The sequence below is a fragment of the Bacteroides sp. AM44-19 genome, from assembly GCF_003603395.1.
GTDB classification, from domain to species: domain Bacteria; phylum Bacteroidota; class Bacteroidia; order Bacteroidales; family Bacteroidaceae; genus Bacteroides; species Bacteroides uniformis.
The window spans coordinates 45,074-67,288 of the sequence record NZ_QTNB01000008.1 but is presented as its reverse complement, the minus strand read 5'-3'; the positions used below and the strand labels follow the sequence as shown (position 1 = coordinate 67,288).

Genomic DNA, 22,215 nt, shown 5'->3' with positions numbered 1-22,215 from the left:
AAGTAAAAAATCAATATGGAGCAAACTCCTTGTTTTCTAAAGACTTGACTCCCATACATTCCATCTCTATCAGCCAACCCGGACGACATACGGGAGCATATACAAACACTCTCGGAGTATCCGGAAAACGCTCGTCATACATTCCTTTGACCACGGTATAGTCTGCAACATCCCGCAGATAAACAATCATCTGTCCTAAATCATCAAACGTACAGCCAGCCTCTTTCAACAAAGCCTCCACATTCTCCCACATACGTTCCGTCTGCTTGCGAATGTCTCCGGGACATACCACCTCACCTTTATTATTGATGCTCGCAGTACCCGAAATAAACACCTGGCGACGGTCGCCATAATCCACATACGTACCTCGCTCGAAACTCACACCGTATTCGTATGTGGGATTCAGATGTGTCGGTGCGTAAAGGTAGTGAATTTGTTCAGATTTCAAACCATCTACAGCATAAGTATCCATCTGAACCGTCACTTTGGGGTCGGCATGACGGCCACCGATACCGGTACTGGAAATATAATGAGTCTTCTCCGTCAAGTCCTGGGTAACAAACACCTCATTACGCGCCTTCACCACTCCGGCATAATTCACATCCACGTTCTGTACAAAGAACCAGGTACGTATGCAATTATCAGCCAGCTTACAGCCCTGTTCCATCAGCTGCATCACATAGTCATTCAACAGCAGACGGGTCTGGTATTCCGAATTGGCAGCACGATTGAAAGAGCCGCCTCCCCAAAGGTGACGGTAGGCGCCATGTCTCACTTCGAACAATCCGTTATGAAGCACCTGTGTTTCTACACCTTTCTGCAGATAGACCCACAGTGCAATCTTTGTACCGTTCAACGGCGGCTGCTCTACCACGGAGAGTGCACAATCCGAACATTCTGCCGAAAGCGCCAGTAGCATATCTGCTTGATTGGCGGCGTCACTTAGAAAGTAGCGTTTAAAGATGGCAACAGCACCTTGTAGTTCACTTTCACGCAGTTGGCAGTAAGTGTCGACCACCGCATTCAGCTGTTCTTCATAAGTCGCTTCCGGTCTGGTGGCATGAATCATTACATGATATTCTGAAACACCCGCTTCTACCTCATATTTAAAGATTTCGGTTAAGGTATTCTCCAATTGATTAGTTTGTTGTTGTTTATTTTTCATATTAAATATCAATTAGTCGTTGTTGTTCAAAAAAGTACCGGTATTACCAGTAAGGCCCATCATTATTACTGCTGTGCACCATCGTCAATCCAGTTGCCAATCAAAGACTGCATATCAGATGAGGTTATCATCTGAGAATGGTCTATACGCCAATCCGAGCTGATGTCCGTACCCAATATGAGATGCAAGACACTTTCTGACGCATTACCGGGCATAACCCTCATTTTACCGTCCACCGTCGTTGAAGCCCGGTTGACCAGATCAGCATGGCTATGTCCTTCCAGCAGATTCAAGCCACCACCCGGAGTGGTGCTAAGACCATGGCAAGCCGTACAAGTGGCATTGAATATTTTTTGTTGAATGGCATTGTACATACTTGCATCAACTGTTCCTGCATCCATAAGTATAGTATCAGCGATTTCAGTACATTCCATTGCCACCAAACTGACAATGCGCTTCCTCAACTTATTGATTACACATAGCTCGACAGTTGTCACCTCATCCGTTATGCCGGACATTGTCAACTGGATTTCATCATTATCCGATTCGGATGCCGGAACAACCTTTGAAACAATGGCATAATCGCTTTCATCATCAAATCCTGCCACTACCACACTATAGTCGCCCGACCACTTATCCACACCACTAATCCGGCCTGTCATCTTCACTGTGCGTCCTTCACCCGTGGCCACTACGGCATTCTCATAAATTCTCCCCTCATCGCATGCATGCAGACCTATAAGAAGCACGGGCAGAAAAAAGAAAAGAATGTATTTTTTCATAGACGAATCCTTTCCTGACTTCATTTAGAATGTATATTGAAGCATCACCGTGGCAGAGTGAGTGGCCAGACCTAAATTATCATTATCACGGTCGAGCTGCGTGTCGTGTCCCCAACGGGCTACATACTGATACATTGCCTGCAATTTCAAGTTGCATCCTCTGAAAAAGTAATTCATACCTACAGCAGGCATATTCAGGAAACCGTCGTCATCCGTACCGTTACGATTGAAGATATCGTAGCGTGCGGCAAGCTGTAGGCGGGGAGCGACAAAGTAACCACCTTGCACATAACCGCCTAAAAAGCTATACGATTCATTTATCTTTTGCCGTTTGGTGAAACCTACATTCATATAATAAGCTTCAGCCGCCAGATAGAGCTTGTTCTTCAACATGGCAAATTCCAACCCCACACGGGTATCATTGGTACTCTCATTTTCACTCTCCACATTGATAGAACCCGAAAGACCGAATAATATCTTATCCTCGTTCAAACGGTTAGGATTACCTTGTGTGGAAGGCATCACCCCCTTGGGCATATAAGTCAGACGTCCGGCATACAGCAATGAAGGGATATGCCAGTCATCACTCATCGTCTTTGAAGCTGTATTCACGGAAGCTCCGGTTCCATTGAACAAGCCGACTTCATAACCGAACTTATCTGCCACCAGACCGTGAATTTCAACACCCAGGTCAAATCCCGTACCGATATTAGGCGTCACGGCATTCAACGAATAAGGCAAAATTACAGAAGACGTCAGAGAAACCGGCAACTGGGGAAGCAGTGTTTCGCCAAGAGTTGTCAGATAGGCATGCGAGAATGGAGTCTTGAACTTTCCGACACGAATCGCAAATTGTTTTTTCAGCTGTACATCAAACCACGCCTGCTGTAACAGCGCTCCTCCACTTGCAGCAGCATTGATGGACAGATTGAAAGCTACTTTTCCAAAAGCCTTGCCAGTAAAGCCAAGTACGGCATAAGGAATGGAAAAACCCGAATTGGCAATATTATCTTGGTTATAAGCCTTATCCAAGCCTTCATCATCATACCAATTGAAATTAGCACTCGTTTGTACCAACAGATAAGGCTTGAAAACAAAGTCACCTTTCTTTGTTTCAATGGTAAAACCTTCTCTTCCGGCCAATGACACTACACCATTCTCCGTATCTTCCTCATGTTGCGCCATAGCGGTCAAAGGCAAAACAGCCAGCATGGCGACATATAAAAATTTCTTCATAATTACTTTTTATATAAAGCTTATTAGTTCTAAAGTGAATTTAAAAATGCAATCAGGGCATCACGGTCATCCTTGCTCATGTTCTTAAAGAGATTTTTCGATGCTTCTCCCTCTCCCCCATGCCACATTATGGCTTCAACAAGATTGCGGGCACGGCCATCGTGCAAGAAGTAGGTATGTCCGTTTACCTTTTCCTGAAGCCCGATACCCCAAAGCGGAGTAGTGCGCCATTCATTGCCACGCGCCAACCCACTTACATAGTTATCATTCAGACCGACTCCCATAATTTCGGAGCCCATATCATGCAGCAAAAAATCCGAATAGGGGTGAATTGTCTGACTTCCCAACCATGGCAAACGGGTACCGTTCAACAGCACGGAGCCCCGAGGCTTGGTATGCAACGTGGTGACATGGCAAAGATGGCACTTGGCTTTATAGAAATTCTGTTCTCCCCTTATCACCTGCGGGTCATTCACATTACGCCGTGCAGGAACACCAAGACTCTGCATATACAAGTCAACATCTTCCATATCTTCTGTAGAAACATCCAACTGGGCATAAGAAAGCCCCATCATGCTGCCTTGATTCACCTGGGCCTGCCCCTCGCATATCTCTTCCGGATAGCGGCTATTGGTAACACCCATATCACTTGAAAAACCAAGTTCAACAGTCAAATCCGCATGTTGAGCCTTATTTCCCGACAGCCCCAAGCTTCTCACACCACGTTCGGTAATGTAATTGCAACGGCCACTTATACCATACTCCGGATAATTACTTTTTGCAGCAAGCGCTTCAATCTCCGTAGGTTCCAAAGCCATCATTTGCCCCATACCGACATGTCTCAACGGGATACGCACCGTACAGAACATATCTTCAGGCTTTATACTGTCAGCATACCATTCGGATATGGAATAAGCCGGTCTGCAAAGTTCATACTTCTCTCCGTCGGGAAAGGTAAAAGTCTCATAAGTATACTCCACAGAAAGCTTTCCCTCCGGTTTCACTCCATAAATGGCCTGGTCATGGAGAACACGGCCATAATCCTGAAAAAACGCACCATTCTTGCGGCTTATATAAACCAGCATCGAGGAAAACCCGTAACTACCCGATCCGCCTTCACTCCACAGCGTCGGTTTGGTACGGCCGGCATTACGATGACAACTGCCACAAGAATACCCCGCATAGACCGGGCCAAGCCCCCCTCCCATGCCATTGCTACTCGTACGCACATCATCGTAAAGCCCGTCACCATCATTAAAGCGACTGTTGTAAACACCCGACACCCAATCTGCCGGTGAATCATAGGCCTTGGATGAATTCATGAAGATTGTGGACGTTCCGGCAGACAGAGCGTATCCTTCAGGAATCTCTATATCCAACACGTCAATCCCATCATCATCACAAGCAGTCAAACCTGCCGACAAACAAAGGAGAAGACATGAATATCTCATTAAATGATTCATCATCTTTATCTACTTTTTAATAATGGCATATCCAAACATGCCAAAGAAGTAAAGGCAGGATTCTCCAAATCCCCCCCTTTACTTCTTGAGTATTGTTTATAAATAATTCTTATTTAACTGTACGAGGCTTGCCATCCTTGAAAAGCAGGAATTCTAAAGTATGGAATCCGCGTACATTTTGGGCAGATTCAACTTTTGCATCATCATCACCCTCGCTCCATTCCAAATCGCCCCATTTCTGGGAATTCAGAATCTGGACAATGGCGTTCTGGTCCAAAGGCCAACTATCCATATTCGGGTCAAGCCCCAGCTCATCCACCGGCCCAAATAGGAACGCCTCACTTTCCTCCCAAGGTTCACGGGCTGTTATCCAAGCATTGCATGCCGTCTCAAAAGCACTGTTAGAGGGATTGTTGGCAAGAGCCACCACAGCGTCATACAGCGTACTATTCTTCTCCTTCAAATCCTTATAGGTAGGCAAAACCACAACATTGACATAATTTTCAACAATCGGGTCAAGTGCTTCATTGCTGTTAATGGTGCTATTGTCCCTGATATAAGGTTTCAACTCCTTATCCAATGCACTTTCCAGTTCTTCACAAGCCTTGATAGCAGCTACCGTTTCCTGACTGTTGATATTATTACGGAAAGGTTGGGGAATAGCCTGAATAGCCGATGCTGCCGTAGTGATAGCTGCCGACACTTTCGTATCCAACTCCGCATTGGCTCCAGCCACCAATTTTGAAATAGACTTGTCGCTCACCTTACCGTCCAAAGAGCCGTAATAGGCATTGCGGATTGAGTAAATATTATTGGTATAATCATCACGGGAATGCCAGCTATACCATGACTCAACAGCATAGAGGGCCTCTGTAACATTGTTTGCCATATATTTATTATATGGATCACCAATCTTCGTCTCACCTACCTCATTGGAGATTTCAACACAACCGTCGATAACCTGCTCTATACAGTTCCAGGCACTTGAAAAGTTATAGGCACCATTATGAGCTTTGAAGGAAGTTGCAAAACTTGCCCCACCCTTATAACTCGTATTCCAAGAATCATAAAGATTGGTGGCATCTGTCTTCAACAAAGCCGCCACATTTCTCATGTAGTTGTGCCAACTTGCCGCATTCTCCGAATTATACTCAATGTCAGCAGGATTAACTGTACTGTTGTCATCATCATCGCTACAAGCAGTAGCCGTAAATGCCAGCCCTAATACCAAAGCTGTCGCATAAAAGAAATTTTTCTTCATCTGTATAAAATTAATTGATTACTATTCATCTACTTCTTGACAAACCAACCGATATAGGCAATACCGATCGAAAACTCATTTTCACTATTATACTTGCCAGTTCCAAAAACCTTGTTTGTTCCGATTTGGCGGGTGGTGTAATCAGCCTTTACCACCAGATTAGGCAAGGCATACCAATTCAATCCAGCAGTCCACATGCTTACTTGACAACGTTTCTCCATTATCTGGCTAGCCTCTCCCTTTTCTTGCGGATTGTAATATTCATAACGTGCAAAGGGGTAGATAACCGGAACTTTCTTGTTTCCTTTGAAGAAAGCGCTGATATTCAAACCGGCCTCGGCTGCATAACTGACTACATTCTTTGCAATGGGGGTTATACGGCTGTAAGGAGATTTATTCGACAATTTGGTATTTGCCTCACTAAGCTTCGCTGAATTGCCCAAATTTCCGTATACCATATTGGCACGGGCAATCACATATTTATTACGGTATTGGGCATCTGCCGTGTAGATTCTTACCGGAATCTTACCGGTAGACGAATAAGTATCCGCTTTGTCAGAATTGGAACCGGCATCAGCGCAGTAATAAAACGAAGCGCCTATACGCAACCCCGGAACCCCCTTGTAGTCCAGACGAGCCACATAGCCCGGTGAAGTAAAGTTGTCTTCTTCAAAGATGCCTTGTTTGCCACTTGCTATCCAGGTGTTACGGTCAAAACCATTGGCATTCAGACCGGCCACTATCATGGCTTGATAATCAAAGCTGGCATATCCTTTTCCAAAAGAACCAAAAAACTCGAGTCCGTTTTCATGCCACGTAGAAGGAAGGATGGTTGTCTCTCCTTCCGGCCGATAAGTTCCAAAGAAATTGATTGGTTCATGATGGGCGTTGGTCAATCCTACCGGGACAATGACGTGACCGGCACGTATGTTGAATTGTGGAACAATTAAACGGGTAATGTGGAATTGCTCGATAGCCACTTCGCCACCCTTTTCCACCTCCGTTTCATACTCACCGTTTTCCATATTCTCAAGTTCATAAGCAGTACCCGTACCACCGGATTCAAACTCGATTTCAGCACCGAGTATCCATTTGGAATTGAACTTGTAATCCAGAGCCAACACGAAACGGGGTATAGAAATTGTATTCCTATGTTTGTCTGGATTGCCTTCAGGCGCACCATAGAAACGGTTAATACCATAATCCTTAAAACTTGCAACCATTTCTCCGTATCCACCGAAACGGAATTTCTTGTAGTTGTCGCCATCATTCGCTACTTTTTCCTTTTTCTCTTTGTCCGTTGAAATTTCCGTACTCTCTGCTGCAGAAGTAACTTTTTCAGGTTCAGCAGCCTGCAAAGCATTGGCAGAAAGCAGAAAACATAAAACGAATAAGCCTGTTAATTTTCTCATCTTTTATCTTAAATTTTATTGGGGCAAAGGTAGAGGTAGTTAAAAAGGAGAACAATACCTAAAAATTACGAAAAGAAGAGAAAGAGTAACCATTAGTAGGTAATGGCAGATTTATAACAACAAATAAAGATGAGAAAGGAGGGTAAGTGGTAAAAAGGACTATTAAACAGACTGTAAGGCTACTTATATTTAAACGCCAGTATATAGTATCCTATAAATGCCACCCCCAACAAAACAAACGAGACAAGGAGCAGGAGTTTGCCGAATGCATAATACAAGCCCCAAACACTGCCCAAAAGCACTAATAACAGAATGATGTTCATCACCCGGGTAAGGCGTATGGCAAACAAATATTGAACAGCCGCATTGCGCTCGGTGACCCGAATAGGGAAATTGATGAAACGGACGGGAAGATACGCCAATCCCCCCATCAAAAGGAAACAGAAAATGGAACAGCCACCCATCACCCAGACGGCGGGCAGCAGGGCACCTTCTCTTTGGGTATACAGCCAGTAAATGCTAATCCACGTAACGAGCACGATAAGCAGGGCCGTACCTTCCAGAATACGGTCAATCACAGTGGGTTGAAAACGGACATTAGGGCAATTCTTGCCGGAATAAGGACCAAGATTAATCATACTATCTGCGATTTAGAATCTGTTATTACGAATCCTCCTCTGCTTTCTCTTCAGACGGAGGAGGATTCTTGGACTTCTTCATCCGCCCACTCTTCCGCAATGCTTCAGCGATAATCCACTGAAGCTGTCCATTGGTACTACGGAACTCGTCGGCTGCCCATTTTTCAATGGCATCCATCGTTGCAGCATCCACACGGAGGACAAAGCTTTTGGTTGAAGTTTCTTTTTTAGCCACTATTTATTTACTATTTAACAATTTACGATTTACGATTGAAGTTACTTTGATATAACCAAGTACCAATCAAAGAGTATTCTGCTTGCCCCGCACGAAGGAGGCAATGTCATCCATAACATATGCTGGGACGGGCGAAGCATGGCTATACTCAAACGGAGTCGCCTTGCCGCTGCCTTCCTGCAACAAGTGATTCAATTTCGGATAAGATTTGAAATATGCATTCTTGCAGCGCAACAAACCGGAACGCCATAAACCGAAGTCTTCCATAGTCACCTGATAATCTCTCTCCCCTTGAAGAACAAATATAGGCAGCTTTAGTTTAGCGGCAACTTCCACCGGTTTGTAAGCATTGGCAAACAGCCAATATGAGCGGGGCTGCCCCAATGGCAAGGAAATCGTTTCATCAAACTCTTCCGTACCAAGCTTTTTGACATTAGCCAACTGTTGTTTCAGCTCATCAAGTTGAACCTTTACATTGACTGAAGAATCCGTCAAAGAAGAGGTATAATAAAACTGTTCCTCAAGAGCATCTTCAAGCGATCTTGCCAGTCCGGCAAGGATAATGATACCTGCCAAACCTTTCGAACGCCCGGCAATACGGGGAGCCAATGTACCTCCCAGGCTGTGCCCCAACACATACACACTGTCAGGAGCCAGCTCGGGCAAAGCCCTTACCTGCTCCACTATGGCAACGGCATCGTCCACGGCCTCAGTATCATAATCGAGTTCGCGACCGGCAGGAACGCAAGCCGCACCATATGCCTTTGTCCGTTTTTCATAGCGGACGACAGCAATGCCGCGTTTCGCCAATCCCCAGGCAAGGTCACGGAAAGGCTTGTTGGGACCTATCGTCTCGTCACGGTCGTGAGGACCGGAACCATGTACCAAAATAACACAAGGAACCCTGCATGCATCCGGACCGACTGCCCACTTGGGCAAAGTCAACGTTCCGGGAAGCTTGTAGCCGTCGGCTCCCAGCGTAATATCCCTTTCATCCATTTTTGTCTTATCATAGGCTACCGGTTGGGCAGTGCTAACAGCAGGTGCAGGGACCAGCCGGATTGTATTCAGTGCCCCGTCAGCATCAAAAGCCACCAGAAAACGGAGATTATAACGTTCAAATTCCACATCGGAATAATAGATAGTAATTCCCTGGGCAGAATCGGTCTTCCATTCTCCTTTTGATATGGATTTACCAAACATTTTCTCTGCTTGCCGGAAAGAATCATTGAAGAGTGCCGGAGCTAGTTTCTTCTGCAACTCCCGGTTCAATGCCGCATGGATACTGTCACCTTGCCCTGCCACAAACAATTCATAAATGTGCTGCGCGCGCGCAGTATTCGCATCTTGTGCAAAGCCCCCATATACATTGCCCAGCAAGAGCAGTATAAGAGCCCATCGTCCTATAACCCCCATCTCTTTCATCCGTATCCTTTATCAATGGTTCAACGTTCCCGTATTGACTACCGGTTGTGCAGCCTCATCCGCACAAAGCACAACCAACAGATTGCTGACCATTGCCGCTTTCTTGTCTTCGTCCAGTTCAACAATTTCTTCTTCAGAAAGTTTATGGAGCGCCATTTTTACCATAGAGACTGCCCCTTCCACAATCTTCTCGCGTGCCGTAATGATGGCGGATGCTTGCTGGCGACGCAGCATCACAGCAGCAATTTCGGGTGCATACGCCAGATAGTTGATGCGGGCTTCCACCACTTCCATACCCGCCATGGCCAGACGCTCGTTCAACTTCTGTTCCAACTGCTCATTGATTTCCTCGCCACCGGAGCGAAGCGTCAGTTCCTCCGTATCAGCCTCATTATCATCATAGGCATACTGACCGGCAACTTGACGAAGGGCGGCATCACTCTGTATCTTCACAAAGTTCTCGAACGCATTCATACGGTTGGCCACCGCATTACCAAGGCTCACCTGGTTGGCATTGCCTGCTGTGGGAGTGGATGCAGCCATCGTCTGCGAGTCAATCTCAAACATGGCTTTATAAGTATCTTTCAACTTCCACACCAATACCAATCCTATAAGTATGGGATTGCCAATCTTATCATTCACCTTTATCGGCTCCACATCCAGATTGCGTGCACGAAGCGAAAGCTTCTTCTTATTAAGAAAAGGGTTTACCCAGAAAAAGCCGGTCTCCTTGAACGTCCCTTTATATTTGCCAAAGAACACCATGGCACGCGCCTCGTTCGGCTCCAGCTCCATATAGCCGGCAAACAGAATGAACCATACCAAACACAAACACACCGAAAGGATCAAGGTAGGCACAGAAATGAGAAATCCAAAGATTATCACCGCCGTAAGCACTACCAAATGAAGGAACAAGGCCAGAAAGCCATTCATCTTGAAACCACTGAAACCACACTCTTTTGTTTCCATATTCTATAAATTTAATTGATATCATAATGATATCACAAATATATCAATTAAAATTAGAGAAGTACAAAGAAACAAGGGAGTTAACATATAGTATTAAGGATTATTAAGAACATGTATTCCCAGTATATAAAAATTCCGCTTGAGGGTCATAACTCACCCTCAAGCGGAAAACTTTTTTTGACTCTGTCAGTGATGTATCAAGGCTGAATGACAAAAGACCGGCGCAGCAAATCAGCAGTTTGCGAGCTACCGCCCACCATCAGTTCATAACTGCCTTCGGAAACGCACATGGTATTGCTTTGCGGATTCCACCACACCAACTCTTTATCACCCAAATCAAACTCTACATCGACCGTCTTTCCTGCCGGGATATGTACCCGCTTGAAAGCACGCAATGCCTTGCTCGGTCCTTCTACATCATCGTTTTTCTTCAAATAGACCTGCACAACCTCTTCACCGTCACATTTGCCGGTATTGGTTACGGGGACACTCAATCTCAATTTCTCACCGGACTTTATATTATCCGAACCAAGCACCACAGCACCATAGCTGAAAGAGGTATAGCTCAATCCATGACCGAAGGGGAAAAGCGGTTCCTGGGTCATGTAACGGTAAGTCCGGCCGGTCATATTATAATCCTCAAAATCAGGAAGCTGTGACACATTACGGTAGAAGGTTACCGGCAAGCGTCCTGCCGGATTGTAATCACCGAACAAGACTTCGGCTACAGCCGTACCACCTGCCTGACCGGGGTACCATGCCTGCAAGATAGCTCCACACCTCCCGGCTTCCGGCTCCAAGCCGATAGGAGAACCTGAACAGTTCACCAACACCACCTTTTTACCGGCACGGTGCAAAGCGGCAATCAGTTCCCGCTGGACAGCAGGCAACTCTATATCAGTACGGTCGCCTCCTCTGAATCCGGGAAGCTCAACACCCATCTCCTCGCCTTCGAGGTTCGGAGAGACTCCTCCCACAAAGACCACGACATCAGCATCCTTTACACGCTCCACAGATTTCCTCACATCCACTTCATTCTTAAATCCAAGGTCAAAGTTCAGCTGTGCATCGCTACGGAAATATTCAAAATCCAATTCAACGTCATACGTTTTTCCTGCTTGTACCTGCAAAGTATAAGCACTCTTCTGCCCACCGTGCTGATTGGAGAATCCTCTCACTTCCTCCCCATTTATCCGCAATCTCCCTGAGCCATAAGCATAGATGTCAAAGACCACCTCTCCCGACTGGTCGGGAGTGAATACGCTGTTGTAGGTAGCCGAGAAGTCGGTAAGGTTCACACCCGGAGCAAAAACCGTGGCACCGGATGTACAGAAATGGAAAGGAGTGGTCACTTGGGCAGTAGTGACTGGCTCACCGTCACGAGTCACGTTATTCCAGTAGCGTGCACTGAATCCGGGTTTCCCGTCGGCAGTCTTGCAACGGTTGAAGACGCTCTGTATCTGAGCTCTCTCCACCCATCCGCAGCCTTGTTCATAAATAAGCCGGTCATCAGTCCCCAAGGCTTTTCTAATTCCGTCCAGAATGGTGACTGTGTGCGGAGGCATACCGTTATAATTTCCCCACTGCATCACAGAATCATTGGCGTTCGGACCCATCACGGCTACAGTCAGCCCTCCACGCTTCAACGGCAAGGTATTATCCTTGTTCATAAGCAGTGTCATTGACTTGCGAGCCATGTCGAGCGCCAGAGAGTCGTGTCCGGCAGAAGCCACCACAGAAAAAGGAATGCCGGTCCAGGACACCTTCTCCGGCTCGTCCATTTCACCCAAGGCAAAGCGAGCCGTCAAAAGGCGCTTGACTGCTACATCCACTGCCTTTTCATCAATCTTTCCCTGCTTCACCGCTTCTACCAGGGCCTCGTAACTCGAACCGCATTCCAAGTCAGTCCCACTCAGCACCGCAGCCGCCGAAGCGGACTCTGCATCAGGATGCGTCTTATGACCATAATCTCTGTAAAAATCGGCAATAGCTCCACAGTCCGAAAGGACAATACCGTCAAATCCCCACTCATCGCGCAAAATCTGCATCAGCAGGCGGTCGCTACCGCAACAAGGATCGCCCTCAAAACGGTTGTAGGCACACATCACCTCCTTCACTTTTCCTTCTTTCACCAAAGCTTCGAAAGGAGGAAGATAAGTTTCATACAAATCACGGGGCTTGATATTTTCCGCATTAAACTCATGGCGGTTCCATTCCGGACCGGAGTGTACGGCAAAGTGCTTGGCACAAGCATGCAGCTTGTCATATTTTCCATCGTTCGTACCCTGCAAACCTTTTACAACCATCACACCCATACGGCTGGTCAGATAAGGGTCTTCCCCATAAGTCTCTATACCCCTTCCCCAGCGGGGGTCGCGATAGATATTCACTGTAGGCGTCCACATCGTCAATCCTTGATAGCGTTCATGGCTTTCCTGGGATGTATAGTAGGCATTCTTGGCACGGGCCTCATCAGAAACAGCAGTAAATACCTCGTATACAGTCTCCGGCGAGAAGGATGCCGCCATACCAATCGGTTGGGGAAACACTGTGGCCAGCCCGGCACGCGCCACTCCATGCAACGCTTCATTCCACCAGTTATAGGGCTTGATGCCCAGACGTTCCACTGGTTTGGAGCTGTCCATCATCAAGGACACCTTCTCTTCGAGCGTCAGTTCCTTCAGCAAAAGTCCGGCACGCTCTTCTGCCGGCAGAGATGCATTCTTGTAAGTAGCCTGTCCACATCCCGACAATAGGAAGAATGGCAAAAGGCAAAGAAGTTTCTGTTTCATCATGGTTTTATATTAGCAATTATCTATCCAAATATACAAAGATAATGGATATTGATTAAATTTCAAGCTTCAAAAGAATGATTCATTATGCAACGTACTGCCTAAAAGGCAGTACGTTTTCTTCACATATATGTTTAATTGCCATTGAATTATTACGTCAATCACATATATATTTAAAGGAGTGCATGCAACGAATATCTGCAGATGAAGTCCCGACATACACATTGAACACTCCCGATTCAGCTACCCATCGATGGCTTGCCTCATCAAAAAACTTCAAATCATCAGGAGTGATAACAAATTCCACTTGAACAGTTTCATCAGGTTCGACCTCTACTTTTGTAAAATGCTTCAACTCTTTCAATGGACGGATAACGCTACACACCGGATCTCCAAGATAAAGTTGTACCACTTCTTTACCAATCCTCGTACCCGTATTAGTCAAGGGTACTGTCACCTTGATACTTCCTTTTTCATCCATCGTCTTCGATGACAGCCGAGACTTGCCGTATTTGAAAGAAGTATAACTCAATCCATGGCCAAAACTAAAAAGAGCCGGAATCTTCTTTGTATCGTGCCAACGATAACCTACTAAAATATCATCTTTATACTCTTCTTTAGGGTTGACACCGACATTGCGCTGATAATCCGTCAAAGACACATCTTCCTTGCCAGTATCGATACCCGGATAAGCCCCTTCACCAAAAGAGTGCGCCGAACAATCGCTTAACTTCACCGGGAAAGAATAAGGCAGTTTACCCGATGGATTCACTTTACCACTGATAACATCTGCAATCGACGCTCCTCCCATGGTCCCCAAATAAGAAATATGCAGGATTGCAGGCACTTTCTTCAACCACGGCATAGCATAAGCATTGCCACTGATATTGGCTATCACAAGATTTGGATTGACAGCAACAAGCTCTTCTATCAATTCATTTTGAGAAAAAGGTAAATTATACGACTTACGGTCAGTAGATTCACAATCCTGAAAAGCATTTTTATTCAAACCTCCCACATAGATAACAACATCTGCCTGCCGTGCCTTTGCCACAGCCTCAACACGCAAAGAGTCTATCACCGTCTGTTGCATTTCCTCCTCATATCCAAAAAAGGGACGGCCACATGCATAACCCTGGGTGTATTCTATCTTATCACCATATAGGGCACGCAGTGCATCAAGTGGAGAAATCATATCTTTTGGTTTCAATTCCGACGAACCGCCACCATCCGTAAGTCTACGGACAGCATTGTCACCAACCACCAATATCCGATTATACTTATCAGCTTGTAATGGAAGAATGCCATTGTTCCGCAACAGTACGATGGACTCGTCACCTATTACTTTAGCCACATCATAATGTTCTTTGGTACAGAGTGAGCCATACGGCTTATTCTGATTCAATGAAGTCCGGAAAATCAGACGCAGTATATTTCTCGCTTTCGCATCCACTGACGCCATCGGCAATTCCCCCTTCTTCAACATCTCCAGATAGGGGTCTGCCAAATAATAGAGATTATACCCCAAGCTATTATCCGAAGTCAAACCGTTGGTATAAGACCCCATTTCAATGTCAAGACCATTAAGAGCAGCCTCTTTGGTGTCGTGAGCTCCTCCCCAATCCGTAATGACACAACCGTCAAAACCCCATTCATCACGTAGAATATCATTGAGCAGACGGGCATTATGGCAACAATGCTGGCCACGATACTTGTTATAAGCTCCCATGACGCTCCATGCCCCCCCTTCCACTATTGCCTGCTTGAAAGCAGGCAAATAGATTTCGTAAAGAGCACGGTCACTCACTTCAACGTCAACGGTACCACGCCACAGCTCCTGGTTGTTCAATGCAAAATGCTTCACACAAGCAGCAACACCGTTCTTTTGCAATTCCTTGACATAAGGAACCGCCATCACACCGGCAAGATAAGGGTCTTCACCCATATACTCAAAGTTACGCCCATTAAGGGGAGTACGGTAGATATTGACACCGGGACCTAACAATACGTCTTTCTTACGATAACGTGCCTCCTCGCCAATAGCCTTGCCATAGCGTGCAGCCATATCCGGATTCCAAGTGGCGGCAAGAGCCGTAAGAGCAGGAAAAGCCGTAATAGAGTCGTTGGTCCAACCCGCATAATTCCAAGTATTCCATTCAAACTCATGGCGAACTCCATGAGGTCCATCACTCATCCACAACTCTGGAATACCCAAACGGGGCACCCCTGCCGATGAGAACTTGCTCTGCGCATGGCAAAGTGCCACCTTTTCTTCAAGTGTCATACGGCTTAACGCATCCTCAACGCGCACTTCGATAGGCATATCAGGATTTTGATATATGGGTATCTGTGCACTAAGATTTGTGGCAGATGCAGCAAACAGCAGAAAAAATCGTAAAATGTAAGTATGCATTTTTTCACTCTTTATTAGAAATTATTGAACTGTTACCAAGTCAACATAGTAACCGTGTCCCACACAAAGGAATCCGGCCTCAGCATTTATCTTGTCAATAACCTCTTGGGTGATAATCAGTTCGTAAACACCATCTTCACTGAATTCTATCTTATCCATCAGCCCTGTCCACCAACCGGTAGCAAGTTGCATCTGATGATATTCTGCTGTAGGCTCTATCGAATAATACACCCGCAAAATAGTTCCCGGCTTAAGGGCAGTCATCACTTCTTGAGGAATTAGGTTGAACGATTTGTTCGGATCACCGTCCGCTTTGTCCCAAGACACATAATGATGGCCTTCCCATAGGGCTTTCTCAGAAGAGATAGTAACTTTCTGTTCTGTAGTAACTTCACCATTGGCATAGAACTGTATACTCTCACCAGTCTTGGTCTTACCAGTCACTGTATATTCCCCTTCTGCCAGTTCCGGGCAAATCAGCGTGAGAGAAGTGGTAGTTTGCTCTGCAAATTCCACTACCTCCACATCAGCTACCGCAACCGAGGCAACAGCATCAAGATTAATACCGGTCATTATCCATGCCGTACCAACGGTAGCACGGTTGGCTCCCATTGTAATCATAGCCCCTTTAGTCACTTTCACTTTATTGGCGCCATATTCATTTCCTTCGGCATCGATAAAAATAGCCCGGTAGTCTCCCTCCGACAAGCCGGCAGGCACAGTATATTCCACATAATTGCCATCTTCCGACTCCACATAAGTAATATCCGTGGCAGCCATCCCACCAATAAGAATGCTTTCCACTTTATCCAGGTTATCGCCGTAAAGACAAGCTTTATTACCGGGAGCCACAATACGTTCGAATGCCACTTCAGTGGCACTGGGGTCATCCGCTAAAGGATTTACCTGGATAAGCCCCTCACGGTAAGTGGATTTCCCAACAGTGGTGGTAGCTGTTATTTTAAGGTGATAAGTTCCTGCCATAAATTCCTTTTCTATTTCAGTACCGGTAGCCACTTCTTCTCCATCCACAAACCAGGTTACGGTAGTATAGTCCGCGGGAGTCACCGTGAGTTTCATCGAAAATTTGCCGTCACGACTGAAATTGGCAAATGTGGCCAGATTTCCATTGACCCGGTCCGGAAAGGTAGGGTCGAGTATACGAGGCTCATCATTGGGCGTAGCCGTAGAGAACGGCTCTTCGTCGCTGCAGCTTGTCAAGAAGGCGTTGAATGCCAATATGGCAAACAGCATAACATATATCTTTTTCATATTGATAGTTAATTTGATGTTGAACAGAAATTATTGAACATTATTTTTATCCCACCACACAGGGGTATTCCAGCTATTATTACCTCCCATACGCTCCAGCGCTTCCTCATAGTTTTTCTTATTGTATGAAGATTCCAGCACAGGATAGCACAGACGGACCGGGATAGCTGCCCCCCCAGTAAGAACCTGGCTGAAGCCATACTCTGCAGGAGACTTTAGCTGTGGGTAGTTGGAACGGCGCAAATTAGCCCAACACTCCAACGGATTGGTGAAATGCAGAATCCATGCCTGCGTATTGATAGATGCCTTTTTCTGCTCTACCGTGTAACCAATGATGTTATTGACCATATAGTTGTCGAACTCTTCATCAGTTATTTTATCACATCCGTAATTGTCCGTCAAGAAGTCCATAGCCGCACGTACACCTTTTCTATAATGCTCTTCTACGGAGCCAGCCACATTCCATCCTTTCAGAGCAGCTTCTGCCAGCAGGAAGTCCACTTCGGCCGAGGTTATAACCACTCCCGGGTTTTCGCCCTCAAGAAAGTTACTTGCCAACTTGGGTTCCGTTTCTGTATCCATGGAAATCTTTTCAATGGCAGGATTGCTTTCCTGCAATTCTTTTATAAGGTCGCTCTCGTACGCTTCGGGCCAAGGTTCATAGAAGAATGCACCTGGATCGCGCGGATGCGCCATATTTTTAGCCAATACCTCTTCAGTGATATCAATGCGGCCTTCGGTACTGGTTGTGCTCATTATCTGGTCAAAGTAGAACCGTATGATAGCAAGGAAACGAGGGTCACCAGTATTGAACAGCTGATTATAAAAAGTAGAGCAGATAAAACTGGGGTTATTGCGAGGGTCGTTACCATACAGACGTTGTGACAAAGCGTTGCGACGATAGTCGGAATAGCTTTCGCCACCAAAGTCAAAAGCAATATCCAAATAAGGAATCAGTGCGTCATCAGCACCAGAGACAATGATACCACCATCTGCAGCCAAAGCTTTTTCAAACTCTTCCTGGGCCTTCTGTGGGTTGGCATCCGAGATACGCATAGCATAACGCAGGCGGAGTGAATTGGCAAACTTCTTCCATTTGTTTATATCACCGTTATAAATGACATCTCCGGTGATGCGGTCCTTGGTACCATCAAAAGCTGTTACGGCAGCGTCGAGTTCCGCAAAAAAGTCATTGTATATCTCTTCTTGCGTGTCATATCTAGGCGTGAACTTACCATCAATAAAGCCTTTTCCCGCTTCAAAGTAAGGTACATCACCATAAATATCAGTAAGATGAGACATGAGATAGACACGATAGATGCGGACAGCCGCATTGATGTTCACCTTCTCGTCATCATCCGTAGTGCGTGCCTGCGCATCGGTAAGGTCCTTGATATTTTTCAAATAGTAGTTCTGCCAGATATGCCCCATCTCGTTAAGGTCAAGTGTATGGCGGCCACCATAATTCGTAGTATTCCAGCAGCCCATCAGTTGCTGATTAAAGGCATAAATGTAGCTACGGTAAGTTTCACTCACCTCCAGGTCACCATAAGTATGGAGTTGGGCAGTCGTGAGCTGTGCGTTGGGGTCAATGGTTGCAGCCTTTGAGGGATCGGTATTCATGTTCTCCATGTACTCATCGCTGCAAGAAGCAAAAGACAAAGTACATGCTGCCAACGCCATTGTGATATATGATTTATAGTGTCTCATTGTATATATCTTTTTTAATAATGTATTGGATAAATTGTATGGGGTCTCTTAGAATTTTACATTAATATTGAAGCCGTAGCTCTTGCGTGAAGGCAGTGAACCATACTCCATACCCATACCGGTGGTATTGTTGTAGTTGGAGTCCGGGTCAATGTTTGGAATATTTTTCCAGACAATGAACGGATTACGGGCTACAAACGATACTGTCAGTCCGTCTATTACATTCTTCAACCAGGTTTTAGGTAAGGTGTAGCTCAGCGTGATTTCGCGGCACTTTACATAAGAGTTATCATAGATGAACATAGAAGGCGCATTGCGGCAAACATTCATCCAGTACTTTTCTGGATTAATTATAATGTCGTTTTCACGATAGGTGCCGTCACCATTGTCAATCACACCCGGAGCAATGAAACCACCGGTCGGTATCCAGTCAGGAGAATCCTTGGCATAGCCTGCTGCCTGACGAGCCTCTTCGGACTTATACCATGCTTCGCGGCCTTCCAAAGTGGCCATGCTCTTGCCTGTTTCATGCGCGGCCCGAGCTGACATAGAATAAAGGTCAGCACCTACCTTCACATCAAACACGGCAGAAAGTGAAATATTCTTGTAGGAGAAGTTGGTATAAACACCGCCGGTCCAGTCCCAAGATGCATTTCCCAGCACATGGTTGCTCTTGTCGTACATAGGCAATCCGGTTGAGGGATCGATAAGAATATCACCATTTTCGTTACGCTGGAAGTCGGGACCTACGATAGAGCCGAAATTCTCACCTACCTTGGCAGCCACTTGTACGTCAAGCCATGTAGCCTTTTCCAGTTCAAACATATCCATGTCGTCCACCAGTTTCTTCACCTTATTACTATTCTTCGAGAAGTTGAAATTCAAATCCCAAGAGAAGTCTTTCGTTTGAATCGGACGAGTGTTCAAAGCTATTTCCACACCTTTATTCTCAATTTCACCCGCATTAATCAAACGATAGCCGTAGCCGGAAGTCGAGGAGCTGGCCATACCCATAATCTGATTCTTGCTAAGCTGGCTGTAATAAGTGAAGTCCAAGCCGATACGGTTCTTCAAGAATTTCAGTTCCAGACCCATTTCGAATGAATTGGTCTTGGTAGGTTTCAAATCCTTATTGGGGATAGTACCGTTACTGATATAACCAATAGTATAACCGGGATAAGCAAACTTAGACTTGGTATACACCAATCCGAGCTGATATGGATCGGTATCACTACCAACTTGCGCCCATGACATACGCACTTTACCATAAGGAAGTTTGTCACCCAACTTCAGCAACTCGGAGAATACAAAGCTACCGGAGAAAGAAGGATAGATATACATGTTATTACTGATGGGTAATGTGGAAGACTGGTCGCCACGAAGGGTTGCATCAAAGTAAAGCATGTGCTTCCAACCCAAGTTAACGGCACCATAAATAGAGTTAATCTGCTTACGATAACTGTAAGGCTCTACACTTACTTCATTGAAGCTCATCAAAGCCACCACATCGCGAATCTTCATGTCCTTGGCAGTAGTGACTATAGTCTGGTTATTCACTTTGTACAAGTTACCTCCCAATGTCGCATTAAAGTCGAAATTCCCCCAAGAGTTATTATAGAGGGCCAGAAGCTCGAAGTTATACATGCGATTACGGAAATTATTATTCTGCAAGTAACCGGATTCATATCCCGGCGTGGTAGGAGCCTTGTAGTCTTCAAAAGTAAACCAATTAAGCTCAGCTCCTGCTGTTCCTTGTACCTTCAGGTGTTGAGTGATGTTCCAGACAACCTTACCATTGAAACGGAATTGGTCTTTCTTAGAGCTGTTTGAGTTCTTGTAAACATCCCAATAAGGATTCACATTATAAGGGTCCATACCATTCCAGTTGGCATATTCACCACTGGCATCCTGATAAGACTTGAGCCATGCCTGGTCATAAGTGGTGGCCAAAGTCATTAAATTCTTTCCAATATTCGATTTGCTGTCTCCCAATGCAGGACGATTTTTCACATCTTCACGGGTATAGTTAACACTGAAATCCAAGTCAAACTTCCCGGCACTGGTATTGGCGCGCAAATTGAAGATGTCCCTGCTCATGTGAGTCTTTGGCACAATATCCTTATTGCGCATATCAGTATAGGTGAAACGAATACCGGTCTTGCCATTATTCACCCCGATGATAGCACTGTTAGTTGCAGTAAAGCCTGTGCGGAAGAACTGGGAAGTATTGTCAGGAACTATCAGGTAAGGACGTTCCACACCATCAAAATACTTAAGCATATTGGTACCGTCAGCTTTGGCACCCCAGCTCATGTTCGTATTAGACACCGCGTTAATGGGATAAGTTCCGTTGGCACCCATACCGTAGACCTGCTGAACATCATCCCATTTAGCCAACTGAGTATCAAAAGTCAGCGTTCCGTTGTATTCCACGCTAACCTTATCCTTATTGGCCTTTTTGGTCGTGATAAGAATCACACCGTGGCTGGCACGACTACCATAAAGAGCCGAGGCAGCAGGTCCTTTCAGCACCGACATGCTTTCAATGTCATCAGGATTGACACTGGAAATACCGTCACCAAGGTCAAAACCGCCGTAAGTACCGGCACTACCAAAATTGGTATTATCCAAAGGTACACCGTCTATCACATACAAAGGCTGATTATTACCAGTCATCTCTGTACTACCACGTAATATCACACGGGAAGAACCGGAAGCTCCACCTGCAGTCTGGGTCACTACCAAACCTGGAACACGGCCCGCCATTGAATTGATGACATTCGTTTCTTTGGCCTTGGTCAACGCTTCACCCTGCACTTCAGCCACACCATATCCCAGAGCCTTACGCTCGCGCTTAATACCTAAAGCAGTTACGACCACTTCACTCAGCATCTTGCTGTCTTCTTCAAGTACAATGTTCAATGGAGCATTACCAGCCTTTACTTCTTGCTGTTTGTATCCTACAAAACTGATGATTAATGTTGCTCCAGGTTTAACATTCAGACTGAATTTACCATCCAGGTCAGTAACTACACCATTGCTGGTTCCTTTTTCAACAACAGAGGCTCCTATCACCGGACCAAACTCATCATTCACAATACCTGTTACTTTGTTGCTTTGCTGTTCTATTGCAAAATTTTCAAATGAAGCAGCCCTCACTTGCGAAAAACCTCCCCACAAACAGAGAGTAAGTGTGCCGCAGAGTAACGTGTTTTTACATTTCTTTACTTTCATAATATTAATAATAAAATTTGTAAACCAGATTCTCGGTTAGGCCGCAAAGTTCATTAAAGTATCCATTCATCAGGTTTGAATCCCCACATATCAGGTTTGAATTCTTGCATTTTATCACAAGGCACTGATTTTCAATACAAATACTTTCAACAATTCGAACTTATTGGATTATTGTTTTGAACATTCACAGAGTTAATGTACTTTTGTA

15 protein-coding genes are annotated in these 22,215 nt (G+C 45.5%); all 15 read right to left on the bottom strand.

The features are described from left to right. Positions 1-10: 10 nt before the first annotated feature. Positions 11-1,165, bottom strand: a complete 1,155-nt coding sequence (locus DW947_RS13175) for a Rid family hydrolase (protein WP_005835334.1) — start codon at positions 1,163-1,165, stop codon at positions 11-13. A gap of 65 nt (positions 1,166-1,230) precedes the next feature. After that, a complete protein-coding gene (locus DW947_RS13170; protein ID WP_005835332.1) occupies positions 1,231-1,947 on the bottom strand; it encodes a hypothetical protein in 717 nt (238 codons plus the stop codon). 24 nt (positions 1,948-1,971) lie between these two features. Next, positions 1,972-3,183 carry a porin gene (locus DW947_RS13165; protein ID WP_005823796.1) on the bottom strand — a complete coding sequence of 404 codons (1,212 nt, stop codon included), beginning with the start codon at positions 3,181-3,183 and terminating at the stop codon, positions 1,972-1,974. Between the two features lie 29 nt (positions 3,184-3,212). Next, complete coding sequence (locus DW947_RS13160; protein WP_034523352.1) at positions 3,213-4,646, bottom strand: di-heme oxidoredictase family protein; 1,434 nt, start codon at positions 4,644-4,646, stop codon at positions 3,213-3,215. A 109-nt stretch (positions 4,647-4,755) separates the two neighbouring features. Further along, positions 4,756-5,907 carry an imelysin family protein gene (locus tag DW947_RS13155; protein ID WP_117962651.1) on the bottom strand — a complete coding sequence of 384 codons (1,152 nt, stop codon included), beginning with the start codon at positions 5,905-5,907 and terminating at the stop codon, positions 4,756-4,758. A 29-nt stretch (positions 5,908-5,936) separates the two neighbouring features. Then, entirely contained in the window at positions 5,937-7,319 is a 1,383-nt protein-coding gene (locus DW947_RS13150) for a hypothetical protein (protein ID WP_117962649.1), read from the bottom strand. A 179-nt stretch (positions 7,320-7,498) separates the two neighbouring features. After that, a complete protein-coding gene (locus tag DW947_RS13145; protein ID WP_009037112.1) occupies positions 7,499-7,957 on the bottom strand; it encodes a hypothetical protein in 459 nt (152 codons plus the stop codon). A gap of 25 nt (positions 7,958-7,982) precedes the next feature. Then, complete coding sequence (locus DW947_RS13140; protein ID WP_005835322.1) at positions 7,983-8,192, bottom strand: hypothetical protein; 210 nt, start codon at positions 8,190-8,192, stop codon at positions 7,983-7,985. A 66-nt stretch (positions 8,193-8,258) separates the two neighbouring features. Beyond that, positions 8,259-9,617 carry an alpha/beta fold hydrolase gene (locus DW947_RS13135; RefSeq protein ID WP_117962647.1) on the bottom strand — a complete coding sequence of 453 codons (1,359 nt, stop codon included), beginning with the start codon at positions 9,615-9,617 and terminating at the stop codon, positions 8,259-8,261. A 12-nt stretch (positions 9,618-9,629) separates the two neighbouring features. Then, positions 9,630-10,586 (bottom strand): SPFH domain-containing protein, encoded by a 957-nt coding sequence (locus DW947_RS13130; RefSeq protein WP_005835316.1) that lies wholly within the window; start codon positions 10,584-10,586, stop codon positions 9,630-9,632. Between the two features lie 197 nt (positions 10,587-10,783). Further along, positions 10,784-13,378 carry a xylan 1,4-beta-xylosidase gene (gene xyl3A / locus DW947_RS13125; protein ID WP_117962699.1) on the bottom strand — a complete coding sequence of 865 codons (2,595 nt, stop codon included), beginning with the start codon at positions 13,376-13,378 and terminating at the stop codon, positions 10,784-10,786. Between the two features lie 157 nt (positions 13,379-13,535). After that, on the bottom strand, positions 13,536-15,791 hold the full coding sequence (locus tag DW947_RS13120; RefSeq protein WP_117962645.1) for a glycoside hydrolase family 3 C-terminal domain-containing protein: 2,256 nt from the start codon (positions 15,789-15,791) through the stop codon (positions 13,536-13,538). A 21-nt stretch (positions 15,792-15,812) separates the two neighbouring features. Continuing rightward, a complete protein-coding gene (locus tag DW947_RS13115; protein ID WP_117866237.1) occupies positions 15,813-17,063 on the bottom strand; it encodes a hypothetical protein in 1,251 nt (416 codons plus the stop codon). Positions 17,064-17,093: 30 nt separating this feature from the next. Then, the gene (locus tag DW947_RS13110) at positions 17,094-18,773 is read right to left on the bottom strand and encodes a SusD/RagB family nutrient-binding outer membrane lipoprotein (protein WP_117866236.1); all 1,680 of its coding nucleotides are present in this window, start codon (positions 18,771-18,773) and stop codon (positions 17,094-17,096) included. A gap of 48 nt (positions 18,774-18,821) precedes the next feature. After that, complete coding sequence (locus tag DW947_RS13105) at positions 18,822-22,007, bottom strand: SusC/RagA family TonB-linked outer membrane protein (protein ID WP_117866235.1); 3,186 nt, start codon at positions 22,005-22,007, stop codon at positions 18,822-18,824. Positions 22,008-22,215: the final 208 nt, after the last annotated feature.